Raw genomic sequence first — 22,803 nt, 5'->3', positions numbered from 1 at the left:
TTCGCAGGGGGAATGAAGGATGAAGGAGTATCATCAATACCCGATGTGGGATGCGTCACTTTCACTTGAGGAAAGGTTGGATGACCTGATTGCACGATTGACAACGGAGGAGAAGATCCGACTAATTCCTACACGCGAAGCAGCTGTGCCAAGACTGGGCATTCCAGCCTACAACGTTGGGGGCGAAGCTGCCCACGGGGTTGCATGGAAAGGTGAGGCAACGGTATTTCCGCAACCTCTCGGTCTATCAAGTACCTGGAATACAAGGCTCATGCGGGAGATTGGTTCCGTCATTGGCGATGAAGCGAGGGCATATCATCACCGTGATCCTGAGGTTCATGGGTTAACATTGTGGGCACCAACGGTTGACCTGGAACGTGACCCACGCTGGGGCAGAACGGAAGAGGGGTATGGCGAGGACCCGGTCCTCACGGGAGAAATGTCGGCAGCTCTCGTCAAAGGAATGCAGGGAAGTGATCCTTTTTATCTGAAAATGGTTGCGACATTGAAACACTTTTTTGCCAATAATAATGAGAAAGATCGGCTGAATTGTTCATCAAGCATCGATCCGCGCAATCTGCGGGAATATTATTTAAAAGCATTTGAGACACCATTTGTGGAAGGCGGAGCTTTGTCCATGATGACAGCTTACAATTCCATCAATGGTACACCTGCCATTGAAAGTCCATATGTGAATGATGTGGTTAAGGGTGAGTGGGCGATGCCAGGTTTCATTGTATGTGATGGTGGAGACCTGTCACAGACTGTGAATTATCATGGTTATCATACCAGCCATGCCGAGTCAGCAGCAGGCGCGTTGAAGGCAGGAGTGGATTGTCTTACAGATGAAGTTGATCTTGTAATATCTGCTCTGGAGGATGCTCTCTATCAGGATCTGTTGGAGATCGCTGATTTGGACCGAGCGATTCGTAACATCTTTGGTGTGCGGATGCGACTTGGACAACTGGATCAGTCTGGGCTCAATCCATATGCGTCTATACCTGAATCTGTATTATGTGCACCAGAGCATGCCAAACTCAGTTATCGTGCTGCCGCCGAATCGATTGTTTTGCTCCAAAATGATGGATTGCTTCCGTTGCAGCCAGAAGCGTTGCAGAAGATCAGTGTCATTGGACCACTTGCCGATGTTGTCTATACCGATTGGTACAGTGGCACACTGCCTTATCGTGTATCCGTCCTCGATGGACTGCGTAATCGACTACCCCAAACAGACGTAACATATACAGATGGGAATGACCGTATTCAGTTGAAGACAACAGATGGTCAGGTTATAACCTTGGGTGCGGAAGGTACACTCGTCGCTGTGCCGGAAGCCAGTGCATCCACAGCCGCCGAATTTGTACATCAGGATTGGGGTTGGGGAAGTCATACGCTAAGAAGTGTGAACAATAATCGATACGTTAGTTTAACCGAGCAAGGCATCTATCAGGCAAACGCCCCAGAGATTGGTGGCTGGTTTGTGAAGGAAGTTGTTCGAATAGATCCTCTAACGGACGGAAGTAACACCTTGCGGACGTGGAACGGTATTCCTGTTGGACTGAGCGAATATCAGGGACATTCTGCTGTATCACCACTCCGGCCACAAGGAGAACAAACTACAGCTACAAATCCGAATGATGTTGGTGACTCTGGACACGCAAGTCAATCACCAGGCAATACACAGATAACTTCTGCATTCAATATTGATATTGTGACAAGCGGAATAAAACAAGCCGTAGAAGCTGCACGTAGCAGTCAGGTATCTGTCGTTGTTGTTGGCAACAGCCCTTATATCAACGGCAAAGAAGAAATTGACCGCCCAAGTCTGCTGCTTCCGCCGAGTCAGGTCGAGCTTGTCAAAGCCGTATGTGAAGCCAATCCCAATACGGTGGTTGTGATTATGGGCAGTTATCCATTTGCTTTGCAGGAGTTGAAAGGTATTGCCCGCGCAATCGTGTATATGACACATGCAGGTCAGGAATTGGGGAATGCGCTTGCAGATGTGCTGTTAGGTTATTATGCCCCGGCAGGCAGATTGAATATGACATGGTATGAAGACGAATCACAGCTGCCTGACATAATGGATTATGACATCATTCAGAATCGCATGACCTATATGTATCATGAAGGACCGGTTCAATATGCATTTGGTCATGGCCTGACGTATTCCGAATTCGAATACGAAGCGATTCGTTTAAGTCGAAGTGCTTCGCCGGAATCCACCACCACAGATCAATTGAAGATTGAAGTGGAGATACACAATACAGGTCAACGTGACAGTGATGAAGTCGTACAGATCTATGGATCTTCATATACCTCCCGAGTGAAACGTGCTCAGAAGCAACTGCTTGCTTTCTGTCGTGTTCATGTCAAAGCAGGGACGCGTGTTACGATAAGTTTCGAGGTTCCTGTTCAGAAGCTGGCGCTATGGGATGTTACCCGAGATCGATACTGCCTGGAGACAGCGACCTGGGCCATTCTGGCAGGGCGTTCTTCCGCAGATATACGTCAGTCGGCTGATATTGAAATTGAAGGTGAGACGATTCCGGATCGTCCGCTGCACTTGCTTACCTTTGCCGAGAATTACGATGCTTGTGCAGGTGTTCTTCTGGATGAATGTCTTGAAGGGCGTTCGGCAGTTCGGGCAATCACTCCGGAAGAACCCTTATATCGAGAGGAGCAATCGTCCTGGATCGCTTTCAACCATAATGCTGTTCAGGAAGTACAAGGATTTGAAGCCAGAGTGGCAGCTTTTGGGGAAGAGGGCAGACTGGAGATTCGTTCCGGAGGACTGGAGGGCGAACTGCTCGGTGTGTGTGAAGTTTCTGGACCCGGTGGCAGTGTGAACGGAAAAGATATCAAGTGGACAACCGTCCAGTGTTCGCTTGAGGCGCCACATAAGGTGAATGAGCTGTATATTTTTTTTAAAGGTGGAGCAGCGTTACGGCACTTTCGATTGTTGTAGTTGTAGTTGTAGACATCATTGAACCAAAGAAGCTGTCTTGCACGAATACGTGCAGGCAGCTTTTTTGTGTGAACAAGCGATAACATCCAACATGTCCTGAATAATCAACCTCCGAAACAAGCACAATAATGCTGATGTGTGTAGAATCTGTAAAGGTGGTTGTGGTATGAACGATAAAAAGTGGGACCTCGTCGCACTTGCTTCCATCCCTTTAATTATGACCTTGGGTAATTCCATGCTAATACCGATCCTGCCACAGATTGAACGTGAGTTGAAGGTATCTGCATTTAAGGTCAGTATGCTCATTACAGTCTACGCTGTAGTTGCGATCCTGCTTATTCCTCTTGCAGGGTACTTGTCGGATCGTTTTGGCAGAAAAGCAGTTATCATTCCCAGCCTCGTTATTGCAGCCGTCGGAGGTGCTGTCGCTGGTGTGGCAGCATGGATGCTGAACGGAAACATAGCATACTGGACCATTCTGGGTGGCAGGTTATTGCAGGGAATAGGTGCTGCCGGCGCATTTCCTATTGTTATCCCTTTGGTTGGGGACATGTTTAATGATGAGAACGAAGTAAGCAAAAGTCTGGGTATCATTGAGACCTCGAATACGTTTGGTAAAGTCATAAGTCCAATTCTGGGTGCAGCGCTGGCGGTCTGGTTGTGGTATGCGCCATTCATGGCTATTCCTATCCTTTGTGTACTTTCGCTGGTTCTTGTTATTTTCCTGGTGAAGACTCCACGGAAAAAAGAAAAGCCTCCCACCTTTGTAGAATTTGTGGCATCCATTCGTGACGTATTAAAAGAAAAGGGACGCTGGTTGTATGCGTTGTTTGCAATCGGTGGTATTTGCATGTTTGTCATCTTTGGTGTGTTATATTATCTATCCGAGACGCTGGAGAGCGAATTTGCCCTGAAAGGTGTACTTAAAGGACTTGTCCTTGCGATCCCGCTGGCAGCGTTATGTCTGTCTTCTTTCCTGGCAGGGAAGTGGATTGGAAAGAACAAAACGCGAATGAAGTGGCTTGGCTTCACAGGACTTGCGCTTCTGACGGTATCCCTTGGCGTTATAGGTTTATTTGATAATATCTATGTTGTAGTAGGTCTTTTCACATTGGGAAGTGCCGGAATAGGTGCAACGTTACCATGTCTGGATGCCTTGATTACAGAAGGCGTGGACAAAAAACAGCGGGGCACAATCACGGCTCTGTTCAGCAGCATGCGATTCATTGGAGTATCTCTCGGTCCACCTGTCGTTTCCTTGCTGATCGGTTCTCATCATTTCCTGCTTTTTGGTGTGCTCGCTGCGTCTGGCGCAGTGGGCGGATTGCTCACCTTATTCGCAGTTAAACCGGATAAGGGAGACCAACCTACTTCAGGAAGCAAGCAGAAACAGGATGAAACATCTAATGATGTGATCCAGACAAGTAGAGGGTATGCTCCCATAGGTCGCAAGAAAAGTCCATTTTAGATAGACGGTTCTGTATGCTGCGTTCATTTCCATGCTGTCTTAAGTTTAACATTCAGATCTGTTCTAATAAAAAACGCGTTTACGCCTAAGAAAGCGGATGAATTTGCTTTCTCGGTGTAAACGCGTTTTTATGTTCAGAATGACCTTAATCAATCATTCGTGTTTACTTTTATTCGACTGGCTAGTTTCGGTGTTGCCGGCTCCAGATTCTGAATTCTTGGTTTGATCTGGAGGTGGTTCCGTTGCAGTGATATGAGTATGAGCGAGCAGAGCATGAGGTTCAATGGAGAAGCTGCCGCTTCGTTTTCCCTGAATCAGATATATAAGCAAGAACAGAATCATAAACATCACGGAATATCGATACATATCAGTATAACTGGTTATGGCCGCAATGGCGCCAAGTAGAAGGGCACCGGTCGCAATACCCAGATCCAGCGAGTTCAAAAACATACCGTTAGCCATACCCCGTTGAGTAGGAGATACAACTTGAATCATCCAGGTCTGCAGAGACGACTGCATGGAACCATAACCTATTCCGTAGATAAAGGCAGCGATGAACAGTACGGACATGGAGGTGGCATACGAGAGCAGAATGAGGCCGACAGCAACGAATATTGCCCCTGGAATGAGCAGTGCTTTTGGACCTTTATTGTCATAGATCCGCCCTGCAAATGGTCTAACCAATAACACGGCGAGTGCATTAAACAAAAAGAACAGCGCAGGATTGGCCAGATTGGCTTCCTTGCCATACAAAACGATGAATCCGACAAGCCCACCATAGGTGATGGATAATAGGCAATTCAGCACACTGGGCAGAATCAGCTTCCGGTTGAAAGGTGTCTTCTGTTTTGGGTTGGACCCTGAAGCACTTGTTGTGGCTTGTGGCATGATGGTTGTACTGTTATTGGTTCTGACTGCTTTTTTGCGTGTCAGTGAATAACTCAGTGGATAGATCACAGCGAGGACACCCGCAGTACATAACATCAGAGTTACAAAACCTGCTCCCTGGAGCAGAGTGACCCCAATGATTGGCCCCATAGACATAGCCAGACTAGTCGATAGACCAAAGTAACCCATACCTTCACCCATTCGTTTGACGGGCACAATGTCCGAGGCCATCGTTGGAAAAGCAGTACTGCTCATACCAAACCCGATACCAAACAACATTCTCAGCAACAAGAGCACAGCTATACCAGCAGCAAAATAATAGCCGAGCGTTGCCAGCAGGGCAACGGACAGGCCTATATAGATCATGGCGTTACGAAGGCCCTTCTCCAGCGCTTTCGCGGAATAGAGACGGGCTGCAATGGCACTTAGTGCAAACAGACAGGTGAATAAACTTACTTCAAATGCGTTGGCGTGAAATCGCTCCTGAACGTAGGACGGAAGCGGAGAGACGATCATGTGCAGTTGCAAGAACAACAAGAAGTTGCACAGCATCAGCAGTATAAAATCGGTGGTCCATAGTCTAACTTGTTGTGTAGATTGTTCTTTCATGATGTTGTATTCCCCCTGAGTTGTGATTCATTACAAGTTGCGGTTAATGAGGGAAAGAGTATGTTTAAATGCTTCCATCTGGTCTTCGGATATACCTTCAGCAAGTTCTTTATTCATTTCTCTTTCAATCGGAACGAGGATATCAATTAACGCTTTGCCTTCCGTGGTGAGATATAACAGATAGGCTCTGCGATCCTGTTCGCTGGTCCGGCGTTCTACCCAGCCTTTCTTCTCAAGCAGATCAATAATCCGCGCAGTGGTGGGTTGGTCTTTGAAGACACGTGCAGCAAGCTCCTTCTGATTAACACCTTCACCGCGGTCAACATTAAAGAGAACAGAAAATTGCTCTGTCGTAATATCATAAGGTTTGAATCGTGTCGCAAGTAAAGCTACAGCTTTACGATGTGTGAAACCCAGCATGAATCCAACAGATTGTTCCAGTGTATAGTCCATGTGATTGCTAGACCTCGCTTCCATAATAAAATGTCCCAATTAATTAGTTGTTATAACAACTATATGTCAAACAAGTATTTTTGTCAAAATGAAATATTCTCTTATCGAACGTACGTGTGCGCTGTGCAATCATCCAAAAATACTGTTAGAATAGTGATGAAACCGCTTTTATGGAATCGATATCAAGGTGCTTGAAGAATGGAGAAAACCAATTTGCTCTAACTAATGTTGGAGATGACCAAGGAGAGCTGTATATGCTAAAGAATATACCCGCAATAATACCTCCAGAGTTACTCAAAATCATGTCCGAAATGGGCCATGGAGACGAGTTGGTTCTGGCGGATGGCAATTTCCCCGCAGCCAGTCATGCCAAGCGACTGGTACGCTGTGACGCACTGGGAGTCGTTGAACTGCTGGATGCCATCCTGCAATTATATCCACTGGATACCTATGCTGAGCGTCCCGCTGCTGTCATGCAGGTTGTGAAAGGGGATCAGGTGATCCCGATCATATGGGAAGACTATCGCCGGTTGATTGAAGAATACGAAGGCATTACGGATGCTTTTGATCATGAAGAGCGATTTGATTTTTATAAACGCGCTTCGAATGCCTATGTGATTGTTGCAACTGGTGAGCGCGCCCAATATGCCAATCTGATTTTGAAGAAAGGCGTCATTTTCCCCGATGCTGATCCTGGTCAGGAACAGCAGAATGCTGAATCGAAATGAATAATTACGGCGACGGAGCAGTGGATGCTTTGGTCGCCTTTTTATTTTTGCCAATACGAAGTAAATATAACAAAACGTACAGAATTGGTATGGACTAGATAAGCAAGATGCAATCTGGAAGCGCGCATGAACGAATGTCAGCTCACTGCTCAAGATACTACAAACTTTGATGCAGATGATGAATGGGGAAAAGGAATGGAATGTTTTACAATTGAGAAATACAAACGATGAGACGATGGTCTCCATCCCAGAGGAGTTGAGTGAAATGCAGCACCGAATCAGACAAGCGGGTCTTCCTGATAGTAACGAAGTGGGTCGATTGTTCAATGAGTACAGGATGTTCTACAACCAAAATGCTGACATTGAGGCAGCACGTCAGTTTATTAGAGAACGAATGGAAGGCCATGAATCGGTGATTTTGGTAGCAGAAACAGATGCGGAAAGTGAACATGGGACAGATGAAAGTAACGGTATGTCACTCTCGAATGGCTTAATCTGTACTGGATTCGTTCAGCTATATCCCAGTTTCAGTTCGGTATCGATGGGGCCTGTCTGGGTGCTTAATGATCTATATGTGTACCCGGATTATCGTCAGCAAGGCATTGCCAGGAAGCTCTTGCAAGCAGCCAAGCAATTGGCATCTGAGCGAGGAGTTCTTCGTATATCACTCTCAACTGAGTTAAGTAACAAACAAGCACAAGCTTTATATGAATCCGAAGGATATGCACAGGATACCAGATTCATGTATTATGAACTTAATGTATAAGAAGTTGCTCAAAAAGACGCATTATATAAATGAATGGCGGACTCGTGTCGTCGGGAAAGAGGGAGGGGAGTCGCAACATGATGCAGTGGATTGCCATGATCACGATGTTAATTGATCATATAGGGGCTGTCTTTTTTCCACATATTATAGAGTTGAGGATCATAGGTCGTATCGCTTTTCCAATCTATGCTTTTGCAGTGTATATCGGTTATAAACATACACGAGACGTACAAAAATACATATGGCGGCTGTTCTGGATCGCGATTATATCACAGGTGCCGTTCATGGCTGCGTTTAATCATTACTCTCTGAACGTGGTATGGACATTGTGGTCGGCCCTGTTGGTATTATTCGTTATTGATAAATTGCCATCCAAACTACTGGGGATTCCGATTGTAATTGGAGCAGGTTGGTTCATGGAAATTAGCCATATGGATTACGGGATGTACGGGTTGTTATTGGTTCTGTTATTCCGTTATTTCCGGGGTCCTGTACTTGTCGTGGCACATGTCGTGTTAAATGCACTATATCTTCTCCTGCATAACAGCTCTGTGCAAATGTATAGTGTGCTCGCAACCGCCGGCATTGCTATTGCTCAGTATTACCAAGCGGGATTCCGTATGAAGGGGCCACGTTGGGTCTGGCGTTATTTCTATCCAGCGCATCTTGCCATCATTGCAATTATCCGATGGGTCTAAAAAAATGATCCAAAAAGCTAAAACGTCTGAAAAATGCGAAGTAAAGAAGCCACCTTCTCGTCAGTGAATGACGATGAGGTGGCTTCTGCGTATTCCTATTAGTTAAAGTTGAACTTCACGGAACTTACTCCATTGCTGTAGAAGTGCCGTTATGGCGCCGGATTGCAGACGGGAAATATCCAATCTGAACGGCGTAGTCTAACATGGCGGAGATGAAGCGATCATCTGTTTTTGCACATGAGATTCCGGCAGGTTCCACATAAGCCGTTGTGACAGGGCAAGCATAGACATAAGCTGAATCCTTCGCACCGTCGCCTTCAAGCTGTGCAATAGCCAACTGAAGAGCTTCCGGCTCTTTGCTGATGCTCGCATCGAACAACCAACGTGTGTAATCCGCGAATGGTAGCGTCTCAACTTCGTAACCAGCCCGATTCACAGAACGGATCAGCTCGTCATAGCGGATGGGCTCCGGATTACAGATGTGGAATACACGACCGGCGGTATCCTGACGTAAGGCCAGGTGAACGATAGCCTCACTTGCATAGTTGATCGGTGTAAAATCAACCATCCAGTCAGCCGCAGGAGCCTTGCCGAGCAATAACATTGCTTTGATCATACGATAAAAGGCGTTGCTATCAATATTGGACTGGAAGCGTCCAGTTTCGGAGTGGCAAGTGAGATTACCAGCACGATAGATGCTGACAGGTATACCTTCCTCTGCCGCAATCATGAGCACTTTCTCGGCTTCAAGTTTGCTGTCCGAATACAGGTTGTCCACATGCAGGTCAGCCGGGAACCGATCATATTGCAGGGAAGATTCCCATTGTCCGCTGAGTGCCAGATCTTCTGGAATACCCATCGTGGATACATGGTGGAAGGAAGCACCTGGTTTGCTGCGAATCAAGTCAAGCAATGCGACCGTTCCTTCCACGTTTGTTTTGGCGAACTGATCGGCATCTCCAAAATGACGTACGTCTGCAGCGCAGTGGATGACACGGTCAATTCGATCCTGAACATAAGCCGTTTGTTCAGCGGACAGACCGAGATTAGGTTGTTCGAGATCCCCTTCAATAATCTCCACACGAGTGGAGAGATGGTCAGTCAGTTGTTTGCCGAAATAACCTTCCAACACGTTAGTCAAACGTTCCATTGCAGTTATTCCATTGGATGGTCGACGAACAAGGGTGTAGATTCGTGTGCTGGAATTCAGAATTAACTGTTGCAGCACATGAGAGCCCAGATAACCAGTTGCTCCAGTCAGCAACACATGCTCAGGTTCACGAATGAGCGGGTACCCCAACTGGGATGTTAGCTCCACAGGGTGTTCGGATAATTGTGTAATCATACCGTCGGTCACCACTGAATCCGTAACTTCTGCAGCACTGAGAGACAATACTTCCACACGCCGAGCGAGAGCGCGGACTGTTTTCTCGGCAAAGAAGTCGGCAATTTTCAGCTGCGGATAATGTGGCTTCAGAATGACCAGTACATGAATGACCCGGAGTGAATCACCACCGATATTGAAGAAGCTGTCTTCGACACCGAAGTCATCGTGCTGAAGGATTTCTTTCCATGCGTCCAGGATAATGGATTCCGTCTCCGTCTCAGGCATGACCCGGTCAGGGCGATCTTCATGTCGTTCCACATGAGGCAGGGATACCATCGCTTTGCGATTGATTTTTCCAGTCGGTGCAATCGGCATTTCATCCAGCTGACAGATCCACTTCGGTACAAAATAAGAAGGAAGTTTCTCCGTCAGTTCTGCCTTGATGTCCGTAACAGAGAGGGTACTGCCATCTTTCGATGTAAAGTAACCAACCAGCATATTTTGTCCATCGGATTCTTTCTTCGGAATGACGGCAACGTTCTGGATCTGATCAAGCCGTGCAAAGTGATCTTCAATCTCCCCGATCTCAATCCGGTGACCACGAATTTTTAGCTGTGAGTCACTGCGACCGACATATTCCAGCAACCCGGTATCCAGCAATTTGGCAATATCGCCAGACTTGTAGATTCTCTCACCTATCGCAAACGGGTTCTCAATGAATGCTTGCTCAGTACGTTCTGGCTGATTGAGATAACCTTTGGCCAGTGCAGGGGTAGCAATATATACCTCACCAGGTACACCTGCCGGACAGAGCTGTTGTTCTTCATTTACAATGTATACTTTGTAGTTATGAATTGGTTTACCGATAGGGATGTTCACCACATGTTCGGGAACCTGCTCACTGATGCGGTGAGTAGTTGTGGCTACTGTACATTCGGTAGGTCCGTACACATTAACAATATCAATCTGGTTTCCAAATTTGCGCTGGAAGGCACGAACCTGTTCACCATAGAGCGCTTCTCCGGCTACAGTAATGATTCTGACTTTGGCCAGCTTGTGGAAACCTTCATCGGATAAGTAGGAAGCAAGCTGATTGAAGAAAATCGTGGGCAGTATCGTAATGATGTTTGTTCCTGTCCGTTCAATTGCACTTGCGAATTCTTCAACGGATACACGTTCTTCCGCAGACAACAGATATAATTCTGCTCCATAGAACAAGGCGCCAATGGTATCCCACACGGATGCATCAAAGCTGTATGTAGCAAACTGGGTTAATACATCACCTGGTTGAATGTCACAATCACGCTGAACCACACTGCCAAGATTGGTTACACCCCGGTGGGCAATCAGTGCACCTTTGGGTTTACCGGTCGACCCTGACGTGTAGATAATATACGCAAGATCATCTGGCTGAATATCCAGATTGGGGTTACTTGCTGCAAATCCAGCTAAACGACCATCCACAGCGAGAATCTGACGGACCGTAGCTATACTGGAGAACAAGCTGGAAGCTTGGGCATAAGAAGCCTCCGTTGTCAGCACGAATGAGGACGCCGTATCTTCCACAATATAACTGTTACGTTCTTGTGGATGCTCAGGGTCGATCGGAACATATGCACCACCTGCTTTCAGAATTCCAAGCAGGGAGATGATGGTCTCCAGACTTCGATCCATAAAGATACTGACGAATTCACCTTTCTGCAATCCATTGGATAACAGAACACGTGCAACCTGATTAGCTCGTTCATTCAATTCTCTGTACGTATAACTTTTGGATGGCGATGTTATCGCCGGTGAATCCGGATATGCCGCTGCCGTTGCTTCGAACCAGCCATGAACCGTCTGATTCTCTGGTTCGAGAACAGAAGTATCATTCATTTCACGGTAAAGCAATCGGTCTGAGGCGGAAAGAATATCTACCGTACCGATTGCTTTCTCACCGTCACGCACAAGGGCGAGTAGAAGAGTCTGATAATATTCTGCATATCTCAGCACGGTAGACTCTTTTAACAGTGAACTATCATAGAACAGATCGAGGATGAGCATGTTCTGATCATCTCGAACGTTCCAATTTAATATTTGAGGAGCTTGAGGCAACTGTACACTATTCAGCATAAAAAACGATTCAGGGTATCCACCGTTTTGCAACGTGTATTCAATCTTGAGCTGTTCTGAAACCTCATGACATAGTTGGCTGAAGGTCAATTTCCCCTGAATCTGTAAAGAAAGATAGGAAGCTGCCTGATCGGGGGAAAGTATACCTATGGCAAGTTCCTGTTCAGCTGACAATCGGAATAACAAGGCTGCATAAGCTGAGAGGAGTACCGGGTACACCATCTGTTCTCCATACTTCTGTTTAAGTTCACGGCTCAGAGAAGCATGTAATGTGATTTGAGCAGACTGATAAGAGAATGATTGTTGACGTCGCCCAAAATCCAGTGGAATCTGCAGAACTGGCAAGCTAGATTCCATGGAATGGGAAGAAGATGGTTGGTTTTCAATCACTTCAGTTATTCCTCCTTGGTTCAAACCGAATGTTTGTGGATTTGAATTATTGTTTGCTTACATTGAAATGAGAGATCAATTCTTGGAGTTCCTCAGACATGCTGTTAAGACGTGTGGAGGAGTCCACCAGTGTAATCAAAGATGCTTTTTGCTCATCAACAGATGAGGAAATTTGTTCACTGCTGTTTGCTGTCTTACTTACGCTTGAAGACAAGTCATCTGCCGTAGCGGTCATTTCCTCCGTACCCGCAGAGATTTCTTCCGTCGCGCTTGAGACTTCCTGAATCTGATTAGATACTTTTTTCGCTGCTTCTAAAATATCTTCGAACAGTTGTCCTGTTTGATCGGCTACGCTGAGCCCTGTATCTACTTCTGATGTACCTTGTTCCATAGCACGTACAGCTTGTTTAATTCCGGCTTGAATCTCTTGGATCAATACGCCAACCTGGCTGGTTGCTTGTTCAGACTGCTCAGCAAGTTTGCGTACTTCACCTGCAACAACTGCAAATCCTCTTCCTTCTTCACCAACACGAGCTGCTTCAATGGATGCATTAAGAGCAAGCAAGTTAGTCTGGCTGGAGATTCCCGAGATGATATTGAGAATATCGCCGATTTCCTGTGAACGACTCTCCAGAACCTCAATGGCAGAAGCCGTATTCTTAACCGATTCCGTAATCAGATTCATCTGTTCAGATACCTGACGGACAACACTGTTACCTTGTTGCGAACGACGTTCCATCTCATAGGCTTCATCCGCTACACTTGCCGAGCTGCTGGCAATCGTCTGGATTACGGTAGCCATCTCGGACATGGCACGTGCACTATCCCGGGTTGCCTGTTCCTGTGAACGAATGTTGGAAGTGATTTGAGTCACATTATTATTAATAGAATCTGCATTCTCACTGTTGCGCTCGGATACTTCATATAGTTCTTTGGCAGACTGATTTACTTCTTGTGATGTGATTTGCACTTTAACGATAGTATCGTTGATTTTGCGAACCATGGTGTTGAACTTCTCGTTAACGAGTCCCAGATCGTCTTTGCCTGTCGGAATGTTGACATTCAAATTACCCCGACTTACGTCATCAATTCCTTTGATCAAGTGACGGATAGGGGAAAGTGTGTTTTTAACTACAAGGTATTGGATAATCAGGAATAACAGCAAGAAGGCGACAAGGATGATAATTCCGTTTTTAAGCAAGGAGTTCAGTCCTGCGGGTACGGCTGATGCATCTGCATCAATGGCAAAATATGAGAAAATCTTTCCGTTGCTGTCTTTGATTGGATATGCAATGGTTGTCCATGTTCCGAAATCATCGGAATAAAATGTTGTGAATGTTGGGCGATCCGTATTAAGCATTTCTTTCAGTGCATTGGCTACAACGACCGGCTGCTCATACATGTCACCAATATTTACGTTCTCACTTTGAAAAGCCTCTCTTAGGTTGGTCGGCATCGCTACAAGGGAAGTTAATCTCTTGTTATCGCCACCGAGCTCAACACCGAAGATGTAGGCTTGTGCAATGTTAGGATAATATTCTTGCATTTCATCGAAATACGCTCGTAATTTCGTTTGTGTTGCTCCATCATAGCTACCTTCCGCAATAGCAGCTTGTACCTCGGCAGGATTGATATCTTCAGCCCACTTTTTGGTAATTTGTTCTACCTGTCCATGCAGTTGATCAACAAGAACTGTTTTTTGGAAATAGTAACTGCTTGCGATAAGTGCTACCCCGATGATAATGATATTGGTAAATGAGAGTAACAGATTTTTGGAGAAAAACGACATGCTTTTCCAACTTAATGATTTCACTTAATTCCACTCCTGATCTTCTTTAAATTAAGAAACTTTAGGGTTGCATTCGTACAGTGAACTAGATCATTCCGTGATCCCCTCCAAAGGAAATTTATGCGACCATGGTCTTGGTTTATCAGTCGCTTTCGTAGAGACTTATGTACCGTATGAACCATAGGTGTCTAATTATTAAAACACATCTATAATTAATATGTCGTATAAAATGTCGTTAAATTGAATAGTATCGTTAAATTTTTTTTAATATTTTACGTATTTATGGACATATCAGATGTATTATAGGTATTTAGAACTGTTTATTTTAAAATTTCCCATTTTTTAGCTTCATTCTGTATTCTATAACATGGTGGGTAAAAATACATCCTTCAACAAAACAAAAATATGATGGCAAAGATGCAACAGAAGGCACGGATATACATCGGAAGCGGTTTTATCTATAATAACTACATATGCATTTCTCAAATTATGAGCAGCGGGGGTTTATAGATGAATCTTAAACAGATAGCAGCAGAGCGTGCGGCAGAATATGTTGAGGATGGAATGAAGGTTGGTTTGGGTACAGGTTCAACAGCTTATTATGCCATCTGCCGGATCGGTGAGCGGGTACGTGATGGATTGAACATTCAAGCAGTTGCCACTTCAGAGGCTTCAGACAAGCTTGCCCGTGAATGGGGGATTCCCATCGTCCCATTTGACCAGATTGGACGTCTGGATCTGACCATTGATGGCGCTGATGAAGTAGATCCCGAATTTAACCTGATTAAAGGGGGGGGCGGGGCTCTTTTGCGTGAGAAAATCGTGGCAGCCAATAGTGACAAATTGATTATTGTAGCGGATGGCAGCAAAGCCGTGCAAAAGTTGGGGAAATTCCCGCTTCCAGTTGAGGTGGTTCCATTTGCTTCTGAGTGGACCTTACAGGCGCTCGAAAAATTGGGGTGTCAGCCACAGTGGCGGATGGATGGACAGCAACGTTATCTGACAGACAACGGAAACCTGATAGCAGATTGCCACTTGGAGGCGATTGATCACGCTGCGGACCTTAATGTTCAGTTGAACATGCTGCCAGGTGTTGTTGATAACGGACTATTTGTGGATATGGCTAGTACAGTCATTCTTGCCAATGCGGACGGAAGTATCGAAGAGCTTCATCGTTCTTAATATGGAAGAGGGTGCTTTTCATCGTATGAAAGAACTGCCTATCGTTGATGGTGAACTTGTACTCAGGTGTGTGGAGAAACAGGATCTGAAAGAGCTCTATGAATTGATCTACAGTGATGACGTACCTGAATGGAAGCAATGGGATGCACCCTATTACCCACTTAAACACGAAAGTTATGAAAGTTTTGAACAAGGTATGCTCAAACGTATGGACGTAGATCCAGGCGATTCCAAACCCGTGTCAATCCGTATTATTGAATCCGACAGACAAATTGTGGGTACAATCAGCTATTACATAGAAGATGAGTTATCCATGTGGCTGGAAATGGGGATTGTAATATACAGATCTGTCCAGTGGGGACGCGGGGTTGGCACACGTTCACTTACCATGTGGTCAAGTCATTTGTTCGAACAGATGCCTTTGGTTCGGGTTGGATTGACTACTTGGTCTGGTAATGAACGTATGATGCGTGCGGCTGTGAGAGCCGGATTACAGGTGGAGGGGCGAATGCGGAAGTGTCGTATGGTTCGCGGGCAGTACTATGATTCAATTCGTATGGGGATGCTCCGTGAGGAGTGGGAGCAGAAGCGGGCCTCTCATACGAGCCGAAATGTAAACAACTGATGGAGGATTATTGAAATGCTGAACACGGAGGACAACCGGGAACTGTCTTTACAATTATTCGTGGTTCTTGTTCGGGCCTACAATTCTGTGACCTCACGTTCCAATCGGGACATCCAGAGTCACGGACTGAATACGACAGAATTTGGTGTGCTTGATTTGTTATATCATAAGGGACCGCAGGCATTGCAAAAGATTGGTGAAAAGGTGTTAATGTCCAGTGGTAATATTACGTACGTTGTAGATAAGTTGCAAAATAAAAATCTGCTGTTTCGTCGACCATCCAAGGAAGATCGGCGTGTCATTTACGCTGAGTTAACCGAGGAAGGAAGAGAATTGTTCACACAGATATTTCCTCAACACCATCAGGTCATCATTGATGCTTTGGAAGGACTTGACCCTTCCGAGAAAGTGGATGCGATTAAGATGTTGAAGAAGCTGGGATTGGCGGCAGAAGGGAAAACTGACTTGCGTTCATAACGCAGGTCAGTTTTTTTGTGGATCTCGAAAAGTACAGGCATATACTGGCTGACTGGCTTGCAAGGCCCTCCATAATATAGGAAGATTGTTCTATACATTCATCGTGTGTAAAACATGATCATCGAAAGTTCATGTATAATGGAACAGAACGATTAAGAGCGGAATGGATGGATTGGATCAAGTAGAAGAACCTATCCCGATTGCAAGTTAGCTAACATCGATCTCATTCTGGATTAGTCACGAATGATGATGGAGATGTGATGCGGGTAGAGGAGAGGTGCATCTATGAGTCATCAAGAAGCAGGAGAACGTTTGCTCCAAGAATCTGCGAAATTAGCTGATAAAATAACGGAGAAACAGTATCTCAGACAGCCCGATTTACTTGAGCGATTTGGCGAGAATGGAAAAATGCGAACCAAACAGGATTCGGAGTATAGCTTGAACTATTTGGCAGAAAGTGCGCTCGTACAGAGTCCAGGTCTGTTTACTCATTATATTGCCTGGCTGAAAGTTCTACTTGAGGGTTATAAGGTATCACCAGAAGACCTGGCGATTAATCTCAATCTGATCAAAGAGACATTGGAAGAAGAATTTGACCATCCGTCAAAGGCATTTTTGCTTGAGTACCTGGAGATGGGAATATATAGAACAACACACATGGAGTCACAGGCGGGTTACATCAACGAATCCATGCCATATGGAGATGCCGCGCAATCGTACTTGCAGTGTTTGCTTGAGAATAAACGGAAAGAAGCCTTCGAGATCATTGAAGCCCAGTTAGAAGCTGGGGTGACGATTCGTGATATTTATCGATATATCTTTCAGCCCACCCAATATGAAATTGGACGATTGTGGCAATGCCATCGTATCAGTGTGGGACAGGAACACTTTTGTACGGCAGCGACCCAGTCATTCATATCACGTCTTTATTCTCGCTGGTTGATTCATACAGGTCAGGATAAAAAACTAGTGGCTACCTGTGTAGGTAGTGAACAACATGAGATCGGACTGCGTATGCTCACAGATGTGTTCGAGATGGAAGGTTGGGATACGCACTATCTGGGAGCCAATGTTCCCAATGGAAGTGTAATAGAGGCTATAGAGCGGCATCAGGGCGATGTTGTTGCGATATCGGTTACGATGACATATCACCTTCATCTGGCCAAAGAGTTGATTCATCTGATCCGTCATCATCCGGCAACGGCACATGTGAAGATTATGGTTGGGGGATATCCCTTTAATATTGATCAGGAGTTGTGGAAAACGATAGGAGCTGACGGTTATGCTCCAGGAGCCGATGAAGCGGTAGCGGTTGCAGAACAATTACTGGCTCAGCCAGCTACATGTAATCAGCTTGATATGGTTAGGGATTAAGAGAGGGATGATGTGATGTCTAATGAGAGCGGAGAGATACAGAGGCTACGCAGAACGATTGAGCAGTTATCGGATCAGATGATTCGGAGTAAAGAGCAAGAGGAACGGACACTTGCAGAATTCTCGGATATGAATAATGAACTGGTGACACTCCAGCGTCTGCTTGCAAAGAACAATAACAGTCTTGAAGCTGCACGTCAGCAAGCAGTAGATGCAGGTGATTCAAAAATCGCATTTATTGCAGGTATCAGTCATGATTTTCGTACACCATTAAATGGCATATTGGGGATGGCTGAGATGCTCAAGTTGTCTCCCTTGTCTGAAGAACAGGAGAATTCGGTTTCCGTTATACAGGATGCTGCCAAACTGCTGCTTAAGCTGATTCAGGATCTTCTGGATCTGTCCAAACTTGAGGCGGGTCAGATGCGACTTGAACTGGGAGAAGTGGATCTGCAAGAGACGATAAACTATATTGTTCGTTTGCTCGAACCCCAAGTCAGAAAGAACGGAAATCAGTTATCGATAGACTGTGACCCCAGAATCTCTACTCTTCTTGAAGGGGATCCAACGAGGATTACACAGATACTGATCAATTTAATTCAGAATGCGAACAAATTCACATCAGAAGGTACGGTGCGGATACGAGTTACCCTTATGGAAGATGATGAGATTACACAAATGATCCGATTTGAAGTCGAAGACACGGGGATTGGTATCTCGGAAGAAGATCAGAACCAGTTATTTCAACCCTACGTGCAGACTGAACGAGGACGCTCAAGTGAGTATGGAGGAACGGGCCTTGGATTATCGATCTGCAAGTCTCTCGTTACACTGATGGAAGGTCAGATTGGAGTAGACAGTCAGGAGGGGGAAGGATCAACATTCTGGTTCGAACTTACACTTGGTAAGAAAGACGGTAACCAATCCGCTAATCAGTCTGTTGCTTCCGCTCAAGAGCATCAGGGGCAGGATATGGATGATGAAGCTCCTTCTGTATCTGTATTGCTGGCCGATGATAATGTCATCAACCGACAGCTTGTTATGTTACAGCTCAAGAAACTGGGAATAACCCAAGTGGACGCTGTAGTGAATGGGGAAGAGGCAATAGCTGCTTTTCTCAGCAAAAAATACAGTTTGATTCTCATGGACTATATGATGCCATTGATGGACGGTTTGGAGGCAACACGCAAAATCCGCTCGATAGAAATGGATGAAATGCGCCATTCCACACCCATTATTGCAATGACAGGTAATGTCATGCAGGGAGAAAAAGACAAGTGTATGGAAGCCGGAATGAATGACTTTATTGGCAAACCCTTCACACTGGAAATTTTGAGTAAGATGATCGAGAAGTGGCAGCAATCCTCCGAACCGACAGAGGTATTAAATATGAGCATCGTACATGAGATTGCGGAATTAAACACCGATGGCGATCGTACACTCCTTGGTATGTTGTTGGACATGTATCGTACCGAAACACCTGGCAAGATTGAGGTGCTGCGCAGACATATTGTGTCGGGCGACCATGTTGCTGCAACTGAGGTAGCCCATGATCTGAAATCAGGGAGTTTGAGTCTGGGGATTCGTTATCTATCAACTTTGTTTGCCCGGATAGAGCAGTTCGCGAAGGAAGGTCAATCACGGAAAGCAGAACCTTTGCTGGATGCTTTGTTACCCGCCTATCAAGCAGCATGTGCGTCACTGCAACGAGTAAGTAAAGATTGAACATTCTAATAAGGAAAGAGGGTAGGGCTCGTTCATGTTATTTTACGTACTTGCAGCACTGGTACTGATCGTTCTTGCTCTTCTGTGGACAGGTGGGCTTTATTTTTTCAAAACTGCCATTCGCCGTACGCCAAAAACATTTTTGGTGGATAATCCGAATCTGATGCCTGAACCGGACAATGAAATCATTAGCAGTGCTTCTGACCTGAAGTGGCTGGATGCTCAGCCTACAGAAGAGATATCTCTTCAATCACATGATGGATTAAAACTGTATGGTACATGGCTCGGTTCCAATAAAGGGGCGGATCAGACGGTTATTCTGGCACATGGTTATTCGGGGAGAGGCAGAGAAATGGCTGGTTTTGCCCGGTTTTATGCGGAAAAGCACGGTTATAACATACTCATGCCAGATGATCGAGGTCATGGACAGAGTGAAGGTGATATCATCGGTTTTGGCTGGTTAGATCGGAAGGATTATGTCCAGTGGACCAACTGGGTGCTTGAAAAAGTGGGTACACAAGGGGAAATCATATTGCACGGCATATCCATGGGAGGAGCAACCGTACTGATGACAGGTGGTGAAGCCCTGCCGACTCAGGTCAAAGCGATTGTGTCTGATTGTGCGTATACATCCGTGGAAGAAGAACTGACGTTCCAGTTAAAGCAATTATACAAGCTACCTGCATTTCCTTTTATACCATTCACAAGTCTAATTTCCCGGTGGAAAGCAGGGTATTCCTTTAGAGAGGCTTCGGCACTCAAGCAGCTTGCCAAAGTTAACGTTCCCGTGCTGTTCATCCACGGTGAGGCTGATACATTTGTACCAACGGAAATGGTGTACAGGTTGTATGAAGCTTGCCCAACCGAAAAGGAATTGCTGACCGTCCCCCGTGCGGGTCATGGCACAGCGTTTCAAGTTGATCGCACCGGATATGAAGCGGCACTGGAATCCTTTATGAAGAAGAATCTGTCCCATCCAGAATTCGTAATCAATTGATTCCCATATTGTATTGTGGGTATTCATTGATAGGACAGATATGGAAGGAGGCGGAAGATGGCGCGCACGCAAAGGAAATGTTCTTATTGCCATGAAGGAATGGCAGAAGATGAGTTTAAGTGCAAATCTTGCGGGAATCTGGTTGCTACAAAAACGGCATTGCCTGAACAACCTTATATGAACGAATATGAAGAATCGGTATTGGATCGTTATTCCATCACTTTGCTTGTACTGATTACACTTTTTCTCGCTCCTGTGGCTATTTCCATTGGTGGAGTCATGTTATTTAACGATAGTTCATACAAGAGGGAAACGGGTAAATTGCTTGTAACGGCTGGATTTGTCATCATGATCATTTGTTCAATCATTCTATTCGCCGGTACTGGGACATTGACGTTTAACTTCTAAACTATGGGGGTGTCTTGATGGGAAACGAACAATTTGAGGCTGCGCGAAAAGCAGAGGCAGGTTATCATTCCAATTTCTATCAGAATAATGAATTATTCGCCTCCGGTACCTGGATGTCGAGGCCCATGCCTATGGTGATGGATATGCTGGAACGTCTCCTTGTTCACAAGGAGGAATTGCGTGTCCTCGATCTGGGATGCGGAGTGGGAAGGCATACGATACCGATTGCACAGCGCCTTGCAAAAACGAACAGTGAAGTCATCGGTGTGGATTTGCTGGATGAGGCAGTAGACGGACTACGCAAGTATGCAAAAGAATATCAGGTTGATCATATCGTACAGGCAGTGAAAGCAGATGTTGAACATTATGCTGTGGAGCCAAACTATTTTGATTATATCGCTGCTTGTTCTTGTCTGGAACATGTCTCAAATAAGCAAGCCTTCATGGAAGCGATATACCGATTACAGGCCGGAACTCGTACAGGGGGCATTCATTGTATTACGATGAGTACCAATGTGGAGGAAAAAGAAATCAATACAGGCAAGGAGATTAAACCATTAATTGAGCTGAACCTGCCCACAGCCGAGGCGATTGCTATACTGGAGGATGCCTACAAAGGCTGGAATATTCTGCTTCAGGAGCATATTACACAGACGATTGAAGAGGAAAAGTATGATGAACCGACACAATTTCGTTGTGAACTGCTTCGTTTCGCTGTGCAAAAACAATAAATTCTCTGCCGGGACCTGATAAAGCCCCGGCACTCTTATTGTTCGCTTGGGAGGGGAGAGTCAAGGATGAATACATACGTGATTGGGATGGATGGAGGAGGTAGTCACACTCGTGTGGCTGTCGCCGATCAGAACGGAAAGCTTTTGTCATATGTGCAAAAGGGAGGTTGCAATCGTTATCACGATACCAATGCTGAGCAAAATGTGCTGGAGGGTGTTGCTGAAGCCATAACTCAGGCTGGAGTCCAATCAGATCAGATCGCTGCCATTCAGGCAGGAATGGCGGGTCTGAATCGGCCTGAAGATACAGTGTGGGCGGAGGCATTGCTCGCTCGTACGGGGATTACAGGCAGGATCAGTGCGGTAAACGATACGCACATCGCCCATACAGCGGCCTTCGACGGTGAGCCAGGTATTGTCGCTATTGGAGGAACAGGATCTCTGATACTTGGCAGAACCGAACAGGGAGCTTGGCTCCGCAATGATCAGTTCGGTCATTATGCGCCGACAGCAGCACGTTTCTTGGCTTACGACACGGTGCATTCCATCCTCGCGGGACGTTATGAGTTGCAGGATGAAGAATGGATTGAGCAGGTGTTGAAATATTGGAATGTTGCCTCAATTCGAGAGCTCGCTGCGCTGGGGATAGCCGGTTTTGCCGAAAATAAACAGGTGACCAATCGGAAATTTGGTCAGATGGCGTCTATGGTGACTGAAGCTGCTGCCCGGAATATTCCCCTCGCGGTTAGGGTATGTGACTCGGCTGCCGATACGGCTGTTGTGGGAATCCTCATGCTGGCATCCTGTTTTGAACATCCAACAGTGTCCATGACGCTTACCGGAAGTTGTCTGAGTTCACCATATATGGTGAAGGCTGTTCAGAAAGGTCTGGATGCTGCCTATATGCGCGAAGGGAAAAAAATTCAATACATAACCAGTAACTTGCCGGCAGTTGGGGGCGCACTGCTGGATGCCTATCATTTGGCGCAGATCAACGTATCGGATAACATCTCAACTGTGCTTCAATCGGAGCTGAATCGGCACACGACTTGAACTTTTAGAGGCTAACGACTACAATACGATAACGG

The 22,803-nt window shown here is 45.7% G+C and carries 18 protein-coding genes; 14 read left to right on the top strand and 4 right to left on the bottom strand.

Translation table 11 applies throughout. From position 1 onward, the window contains the following. Positions 1 to 19: 19 nt before the first annotated feature. Both MHI14_RS20360 and MHI14_RS20355 read left to right on the top strand, forming a co-directional pair. Positions 20 to 2,965, top strand: coding sequence for a glycoside hydrolase family 3 C-terminal domain-containing protein (locus MHI14_RS20360; protein WP_341131108.1), 2,946 nt, complete (start codon positions 20 to 22; stop codon positions 2,963 to 2,965). A gap of 166 nt (positions 2,966 to 3,131) precedes the next feature. Further along, positions 3,132 to 4,433, top strand: a complete 1,302-nt coding sequence (locus tag MHI14_RS20355) for an MFS transporter (protein ID WP_091032046.1) — start codon at positions 3,132 to 3,134, stop codon at positions 4,431 to 4,433. Positions 4,434 to 4,586: 153 nt separating this feature from the next. Here the strand turns inward: MHI14_RS20355 and MHI14_RS20350 are convergent, their stop codons facing one another. Then, a complete protein-coding gene (locus MHI14_RS20350) occupies positions 4,587 to 5,930 on the bottom strand; it encodes an MFS transporter (RefSeq protein WP_341131107.1) in 1,344 nt (447 codons plus the stop codon). Between the two features lie 30 nt (positions 5,931 to 5,960). After that, positions 5,961 to 6,383, bottom strand: coding sequence for a MarR family winged helix-turn-helix transcriptional regulator (locus MHI14_RS20345; RefSeq protein WP_017689281.1), 423 nt, complete (start codon positions 6,381 to 6,383; stop codon positions 5,961 to 5,963). Positions 6,384 to 6,637: 254 nt separating this feature from the next. Here MHI14_RS20345 and MHI14_RS20340 point away from each other — a divergent pair, with 254 nt between their 5' ends. From MHI14_RS20340 to MHI14_RS20330, 3 genes are all read left to right on the top strand, one after another. Next, complete coding sequence (locus tag MHI14_RS20340) at positions 6,638 to 7,111, top strand: RbsD/FucU family protein (protein ID WP_133384281.1); 474 nt, start codon at positions 6,638 to 6,640, stop codon at positions 7,109 to 7,111. A gap of 235 nt (positions 7,112 to 7,346) precedes the next feature. Beyond that, a complete protein-coding gene (locus MHI14_RS20335; protein ID WP_434060071.1) occupies positions 7,347 to 7,877 on the top strand; it encodes a GNAT family N-acetyltransferase in 531 nt (176 codons plus the stop codon). Between the two features lie 77 nt (positions 7,878 to 7,954). Continuing rightward, positions 7,955 to 8,575: a TraX family protein gene (locus MHI14_RS20330; protein WP_240767976.1), complete on the top strand. Its 621-nt coding sequence runs from the start codon at positions 7,955 to 7,957 to the stop codon at positions 8,573 to 8,575. A gap of 124 nt (positions 8,576 to 8,699) precedes the next feature. On the opposite strand, the gene MHI14_RS20325 is transcribed toward MHI14_RS20330, so the two are convergent. Both MHI14_RS20325 and MHI14_RS20320 read right to left on the bottom strand, forming a co-directional pair. Then, positions 8,700 to 12,374, bottom strand: coding sequence for an amino acid adenylation domain-containing protein (locus MHI14_RS20325; protein ID WP_433583951.1), 3,675 nt, complete (start codon positions 12,372 to 12,374; stop codon positions 8,700 to 8,702). A gap of 79 nt (positions 12,375 to 12,453) precedes the next feature. Beyond that, positions 12,454 to 14,196, bottom strand: coding sequence for a methyl-accepting chemotaxis protein (locus tag MHI14_RS20320; RefSeq protein WP_091034997.1), 1,743 nt, complete (start codon positions 14,194 to 14,196; stop codon positions 12,454 to 12,456). Positions 14,197 to 14,706: 510 nt separating this feature from the next. Here MHI14_RS20320 and rpiA point away from each other — a divergent pair. The 9 genes from rpiA to MHI14_RS20275 all read left to right on the top strand — a co-directional run bounded on the left by rpiA (position 14,707) and on the right by MHI14_RS20275 (position 22,768). Then, positions 14,707 to 15,378 carry a ribose-5-phosphate isomerase RpiA gene (gene rpiA / locus MHI14_RS20315; RefSeq protein ID WP_091032039.1) on the top strand — a complete coding sequence of 224 codons (672 nt, stop codon included), beginning with the start codon at positions 14,707 to 14,709 and terminating at the stop codon, positions 15,376 to 15,378. Further along, positions 15,341 to 16,003: a GNAT family N-acetyltransferase gene (locus tag MHI14_RS20310; protein ID WP_341131106.1), complete on the top strand. Its 663-nt coding sequence runs from the start codon at positions 15,341 to 15,343 to the stop codon at positions 16,001 to 16,003. Before rpiA ends, MHI14_RS20310 begins: the two co-directional genes overlap by 38 nt. 15 nt (positions 16,004 to 16,018) lie before the next feature. Then, the gene (locus MHI14_RS20305; RefSeq protein ID WP_017689273.1) at positions 16,019 to 16,480 is read left to right on the top strand and encodes a MarR family winged helix-turn-helix transcriptional regulator; all 462 of its coding nucleotides are present in this window, start codon (positions 16,019 to 16,021) and stop codon (positions 16,478 to 16,480) included. Between the two features lie 285 nt (positions 16,481 to 16,765). Next, positions 16,766 to 17,854: a cobalamin B12-binding domain-containing protein gene (locus MHI14_RS20300; protein WP_339309104.1), complete on the top strand. Its 1,089-nt coding sequence runs from the start codon at positions 16,766 to 16,768 to the stop codon at positions 17,852 to 17,854. Between the two features lie 15 nt (positions 17,855 to 17,869). Further along, positions 17,870 to 19,579, top strand: coding sequence for an ATP-binding protein (locus MHI14_RS20295; RefSeq protein ID WP_339309105.1), 1,710 nt, complete (start codon positions 17,870 to 17,872; stop codon positions 19,577 to 19,579). Positions 19,580 to 19,613: 34 nt separating this feature from the next. Continuing rightward, a complete protein-coding gene (locus MHI14_RS20290) occupies positions 19,614 to 20,576 on the top strand; it encodes an alpha/beta hydrolase (RefSeq protein WP_341131105.1) in 963 nt (320 codons plus the stop codon). A gap of 57 nt (positions 20,577 to 20,633) precedes the next feature. Further along, positions 20,634 to 20,984 (top strand): hypothetical protein, encoded by a 351-nt coding sequence (locus MHI14_RS20285; protein ID WP_091032024.1) that lies wholly within the window; start codon positions 20,634 to 20,636, stop codon positions 20,982 to 20,984. Positions 20,985 to 21,001: 17 nt separating this feature from the next. Then, positions 21,002 to 21,715 (top strand): class I SAM-dependent methyltransferase, encoded by a 714-nt coding sequence (locus MHI14_RS20280; RefSeq protein WP_341131104.1) that lies wholly within the window; start codon positions 21,002 to 21,004, stop codon positions 21,713 to 21,715. Between the two features lie 66 nt (positions 21,716 to 21,781). Then, on the top strand, positions 21,782 to 22,768 hold the full coding sequence (locus MHI14_RS20275; protein WP_341131103.1) for a BadF/BadG/BcrA/BcrD ATPase family protein: 987 nt from the start codon (positions 21,782 to 21,784) through the stop codon (positions 22,766 to 22,768). The last annotated feature ends 35 nt before the right edge of the window (positions 22,769 to 22,803 follow it).

The sequence above is a fragment of the Paenibacillus sp. FSL K6-2393 genome (assembly GCF_038002545.1).
Taxonomy (GTDB): domain Bacteria; phylum Bacillota; class Bacilli; order Paenibacillales; family Paenibacillaceae; genus Paenibacillus.
This window is presented reverse-complemented; position numbering and strand designations above follow the sequence as displayed.

Excerpts from the sequence above, each read along its gene's own strand:
- MHI14_RS20360 (WP_341131108.1), top strand. The coding sequence starts at position 20 with ATGAAGGAGTATCATCAATACCCGATGTGGGATGCGTCACTTTCACTT.
- MHI14_RS20355 (WP_091032046.1), top strand. The coding sequence starts at position 3,132 with ATGAACGATAAAAAGTGGGACCTCGTCGCACTTGCTTCCATCCCTTTA.
- MHI14_RS20350 (WP_341131107.1), bottom strand. The coding sequence starts at position 5,930 with ATGAAAGAACAATCTACACAACAAGTTAGACTATGGACCACCGATTTT.
- MHI14_RS20345 (WP_017689281.1), bottom strand. The coding sequence starts at position 6,383 with ATGGACTATACACTGGAACAATCTGTTGGATTCATGCTGGGTTTCACA.
- MHI14_RS20340 (WP_133384281.1), top strand. The coding sequence starts at position 6,638 with ATGCTAAAGAATATACCCGCAATAATACCTCCAGAGTTACTCAAAATC.
- MHI14_RS20335 (WP_434060071.1), top strand. The coding sequence starts at position 7,347 with ATGGTCTCCATCCCAGAGGAGTTGAGTGAAATGCAGCACCGAATCAGA.
- MHI14_RS20330 (WP_240767976.1), top strand. The coding sequence starts at position 7,955 with ATGATGCAGTGGATTGCCATGATCACGATGTTAATTGATCATATAGGG.
- MHI14_RS20325 (WP_433583951.1), bottom strand. The coding sequence starts at position 12,374 with ATGGAATCTAGCTTGCCAGTTCTGCAGATTCCACTGGATTTTGGGCGA.
- MHI14_RS20320 (WP_091034997.1), bottom strand. The coding sequence starts at position 14,196 with ATGTCGTTTTTCTCCAAAAATCTGTTACTCTCATTTACCAATATCATT.
- rpiA (WP_091032039.1), top strand. The coding sequence starts at position 14,707 with ATGAATCTTAAACAGATAGCAGCAGAGCGTGCGGCAGAATATGTTGAG.
- MHI14_RS20310 (WP_341131106.1), top strand. The coding sequence starts at position 15,341 with ATGCGGACGGAAGTATCGAAGAGCTTCATCGTTCTTAATATGGAAGAG.
- MHI14_RS20305 (WP_017689273.1), top strand. The coding sequence starts at position 16,019 with ATGCTGAACACGGAGGACAACCGGGAACTGTCTTTACAATTATTCGTG.
- MHI14_RS20300 (WP_339309104.1), top strand. The coding sequence starts at position 16,766 with ATGAGTCATCAAGAAGCAGGAGAACGTTTGCTCCAAGAATCTGCGAAA.
- MHI14_RS20295 (WP_339309105.1), top strand. The coding sequence starts at position 17,870 with ATGTCTAATGAGAGCGGAGAGATACAGAGGCTACGCAGAACGATTGAG.
- MHI14_RS20290 (WP_341131105.1), top strand. The coding sequence starts at position 19,614 with ATGTTATTTTACGTACTTGCAGCACTGGTACTGATCGTTCTTGCTCTT.
- MHI14_RS20285 (WP_091032024.1), top strand. The coding sequence starts at position 20,634 with ATGGCGCGCACGCAAAGGAAATGTTCTTATTGCCATGAAGGAATGGCA.
- MHI14_RS20280 (WP_341131104.1), top strand. The coding sequence starts at position 21,002 with ATGGGAAACGAACAATTTGAGGCTGCGCGAAAAGCAGAGGCAGGTTAT.
- MHI14_RS20275 (WP_341131103.1), top strand. The coding sequence starts at position 21,782 with ATGAATACATACGTGATTGGGATGGATGGAGGAGGTAGTCACACTCGT.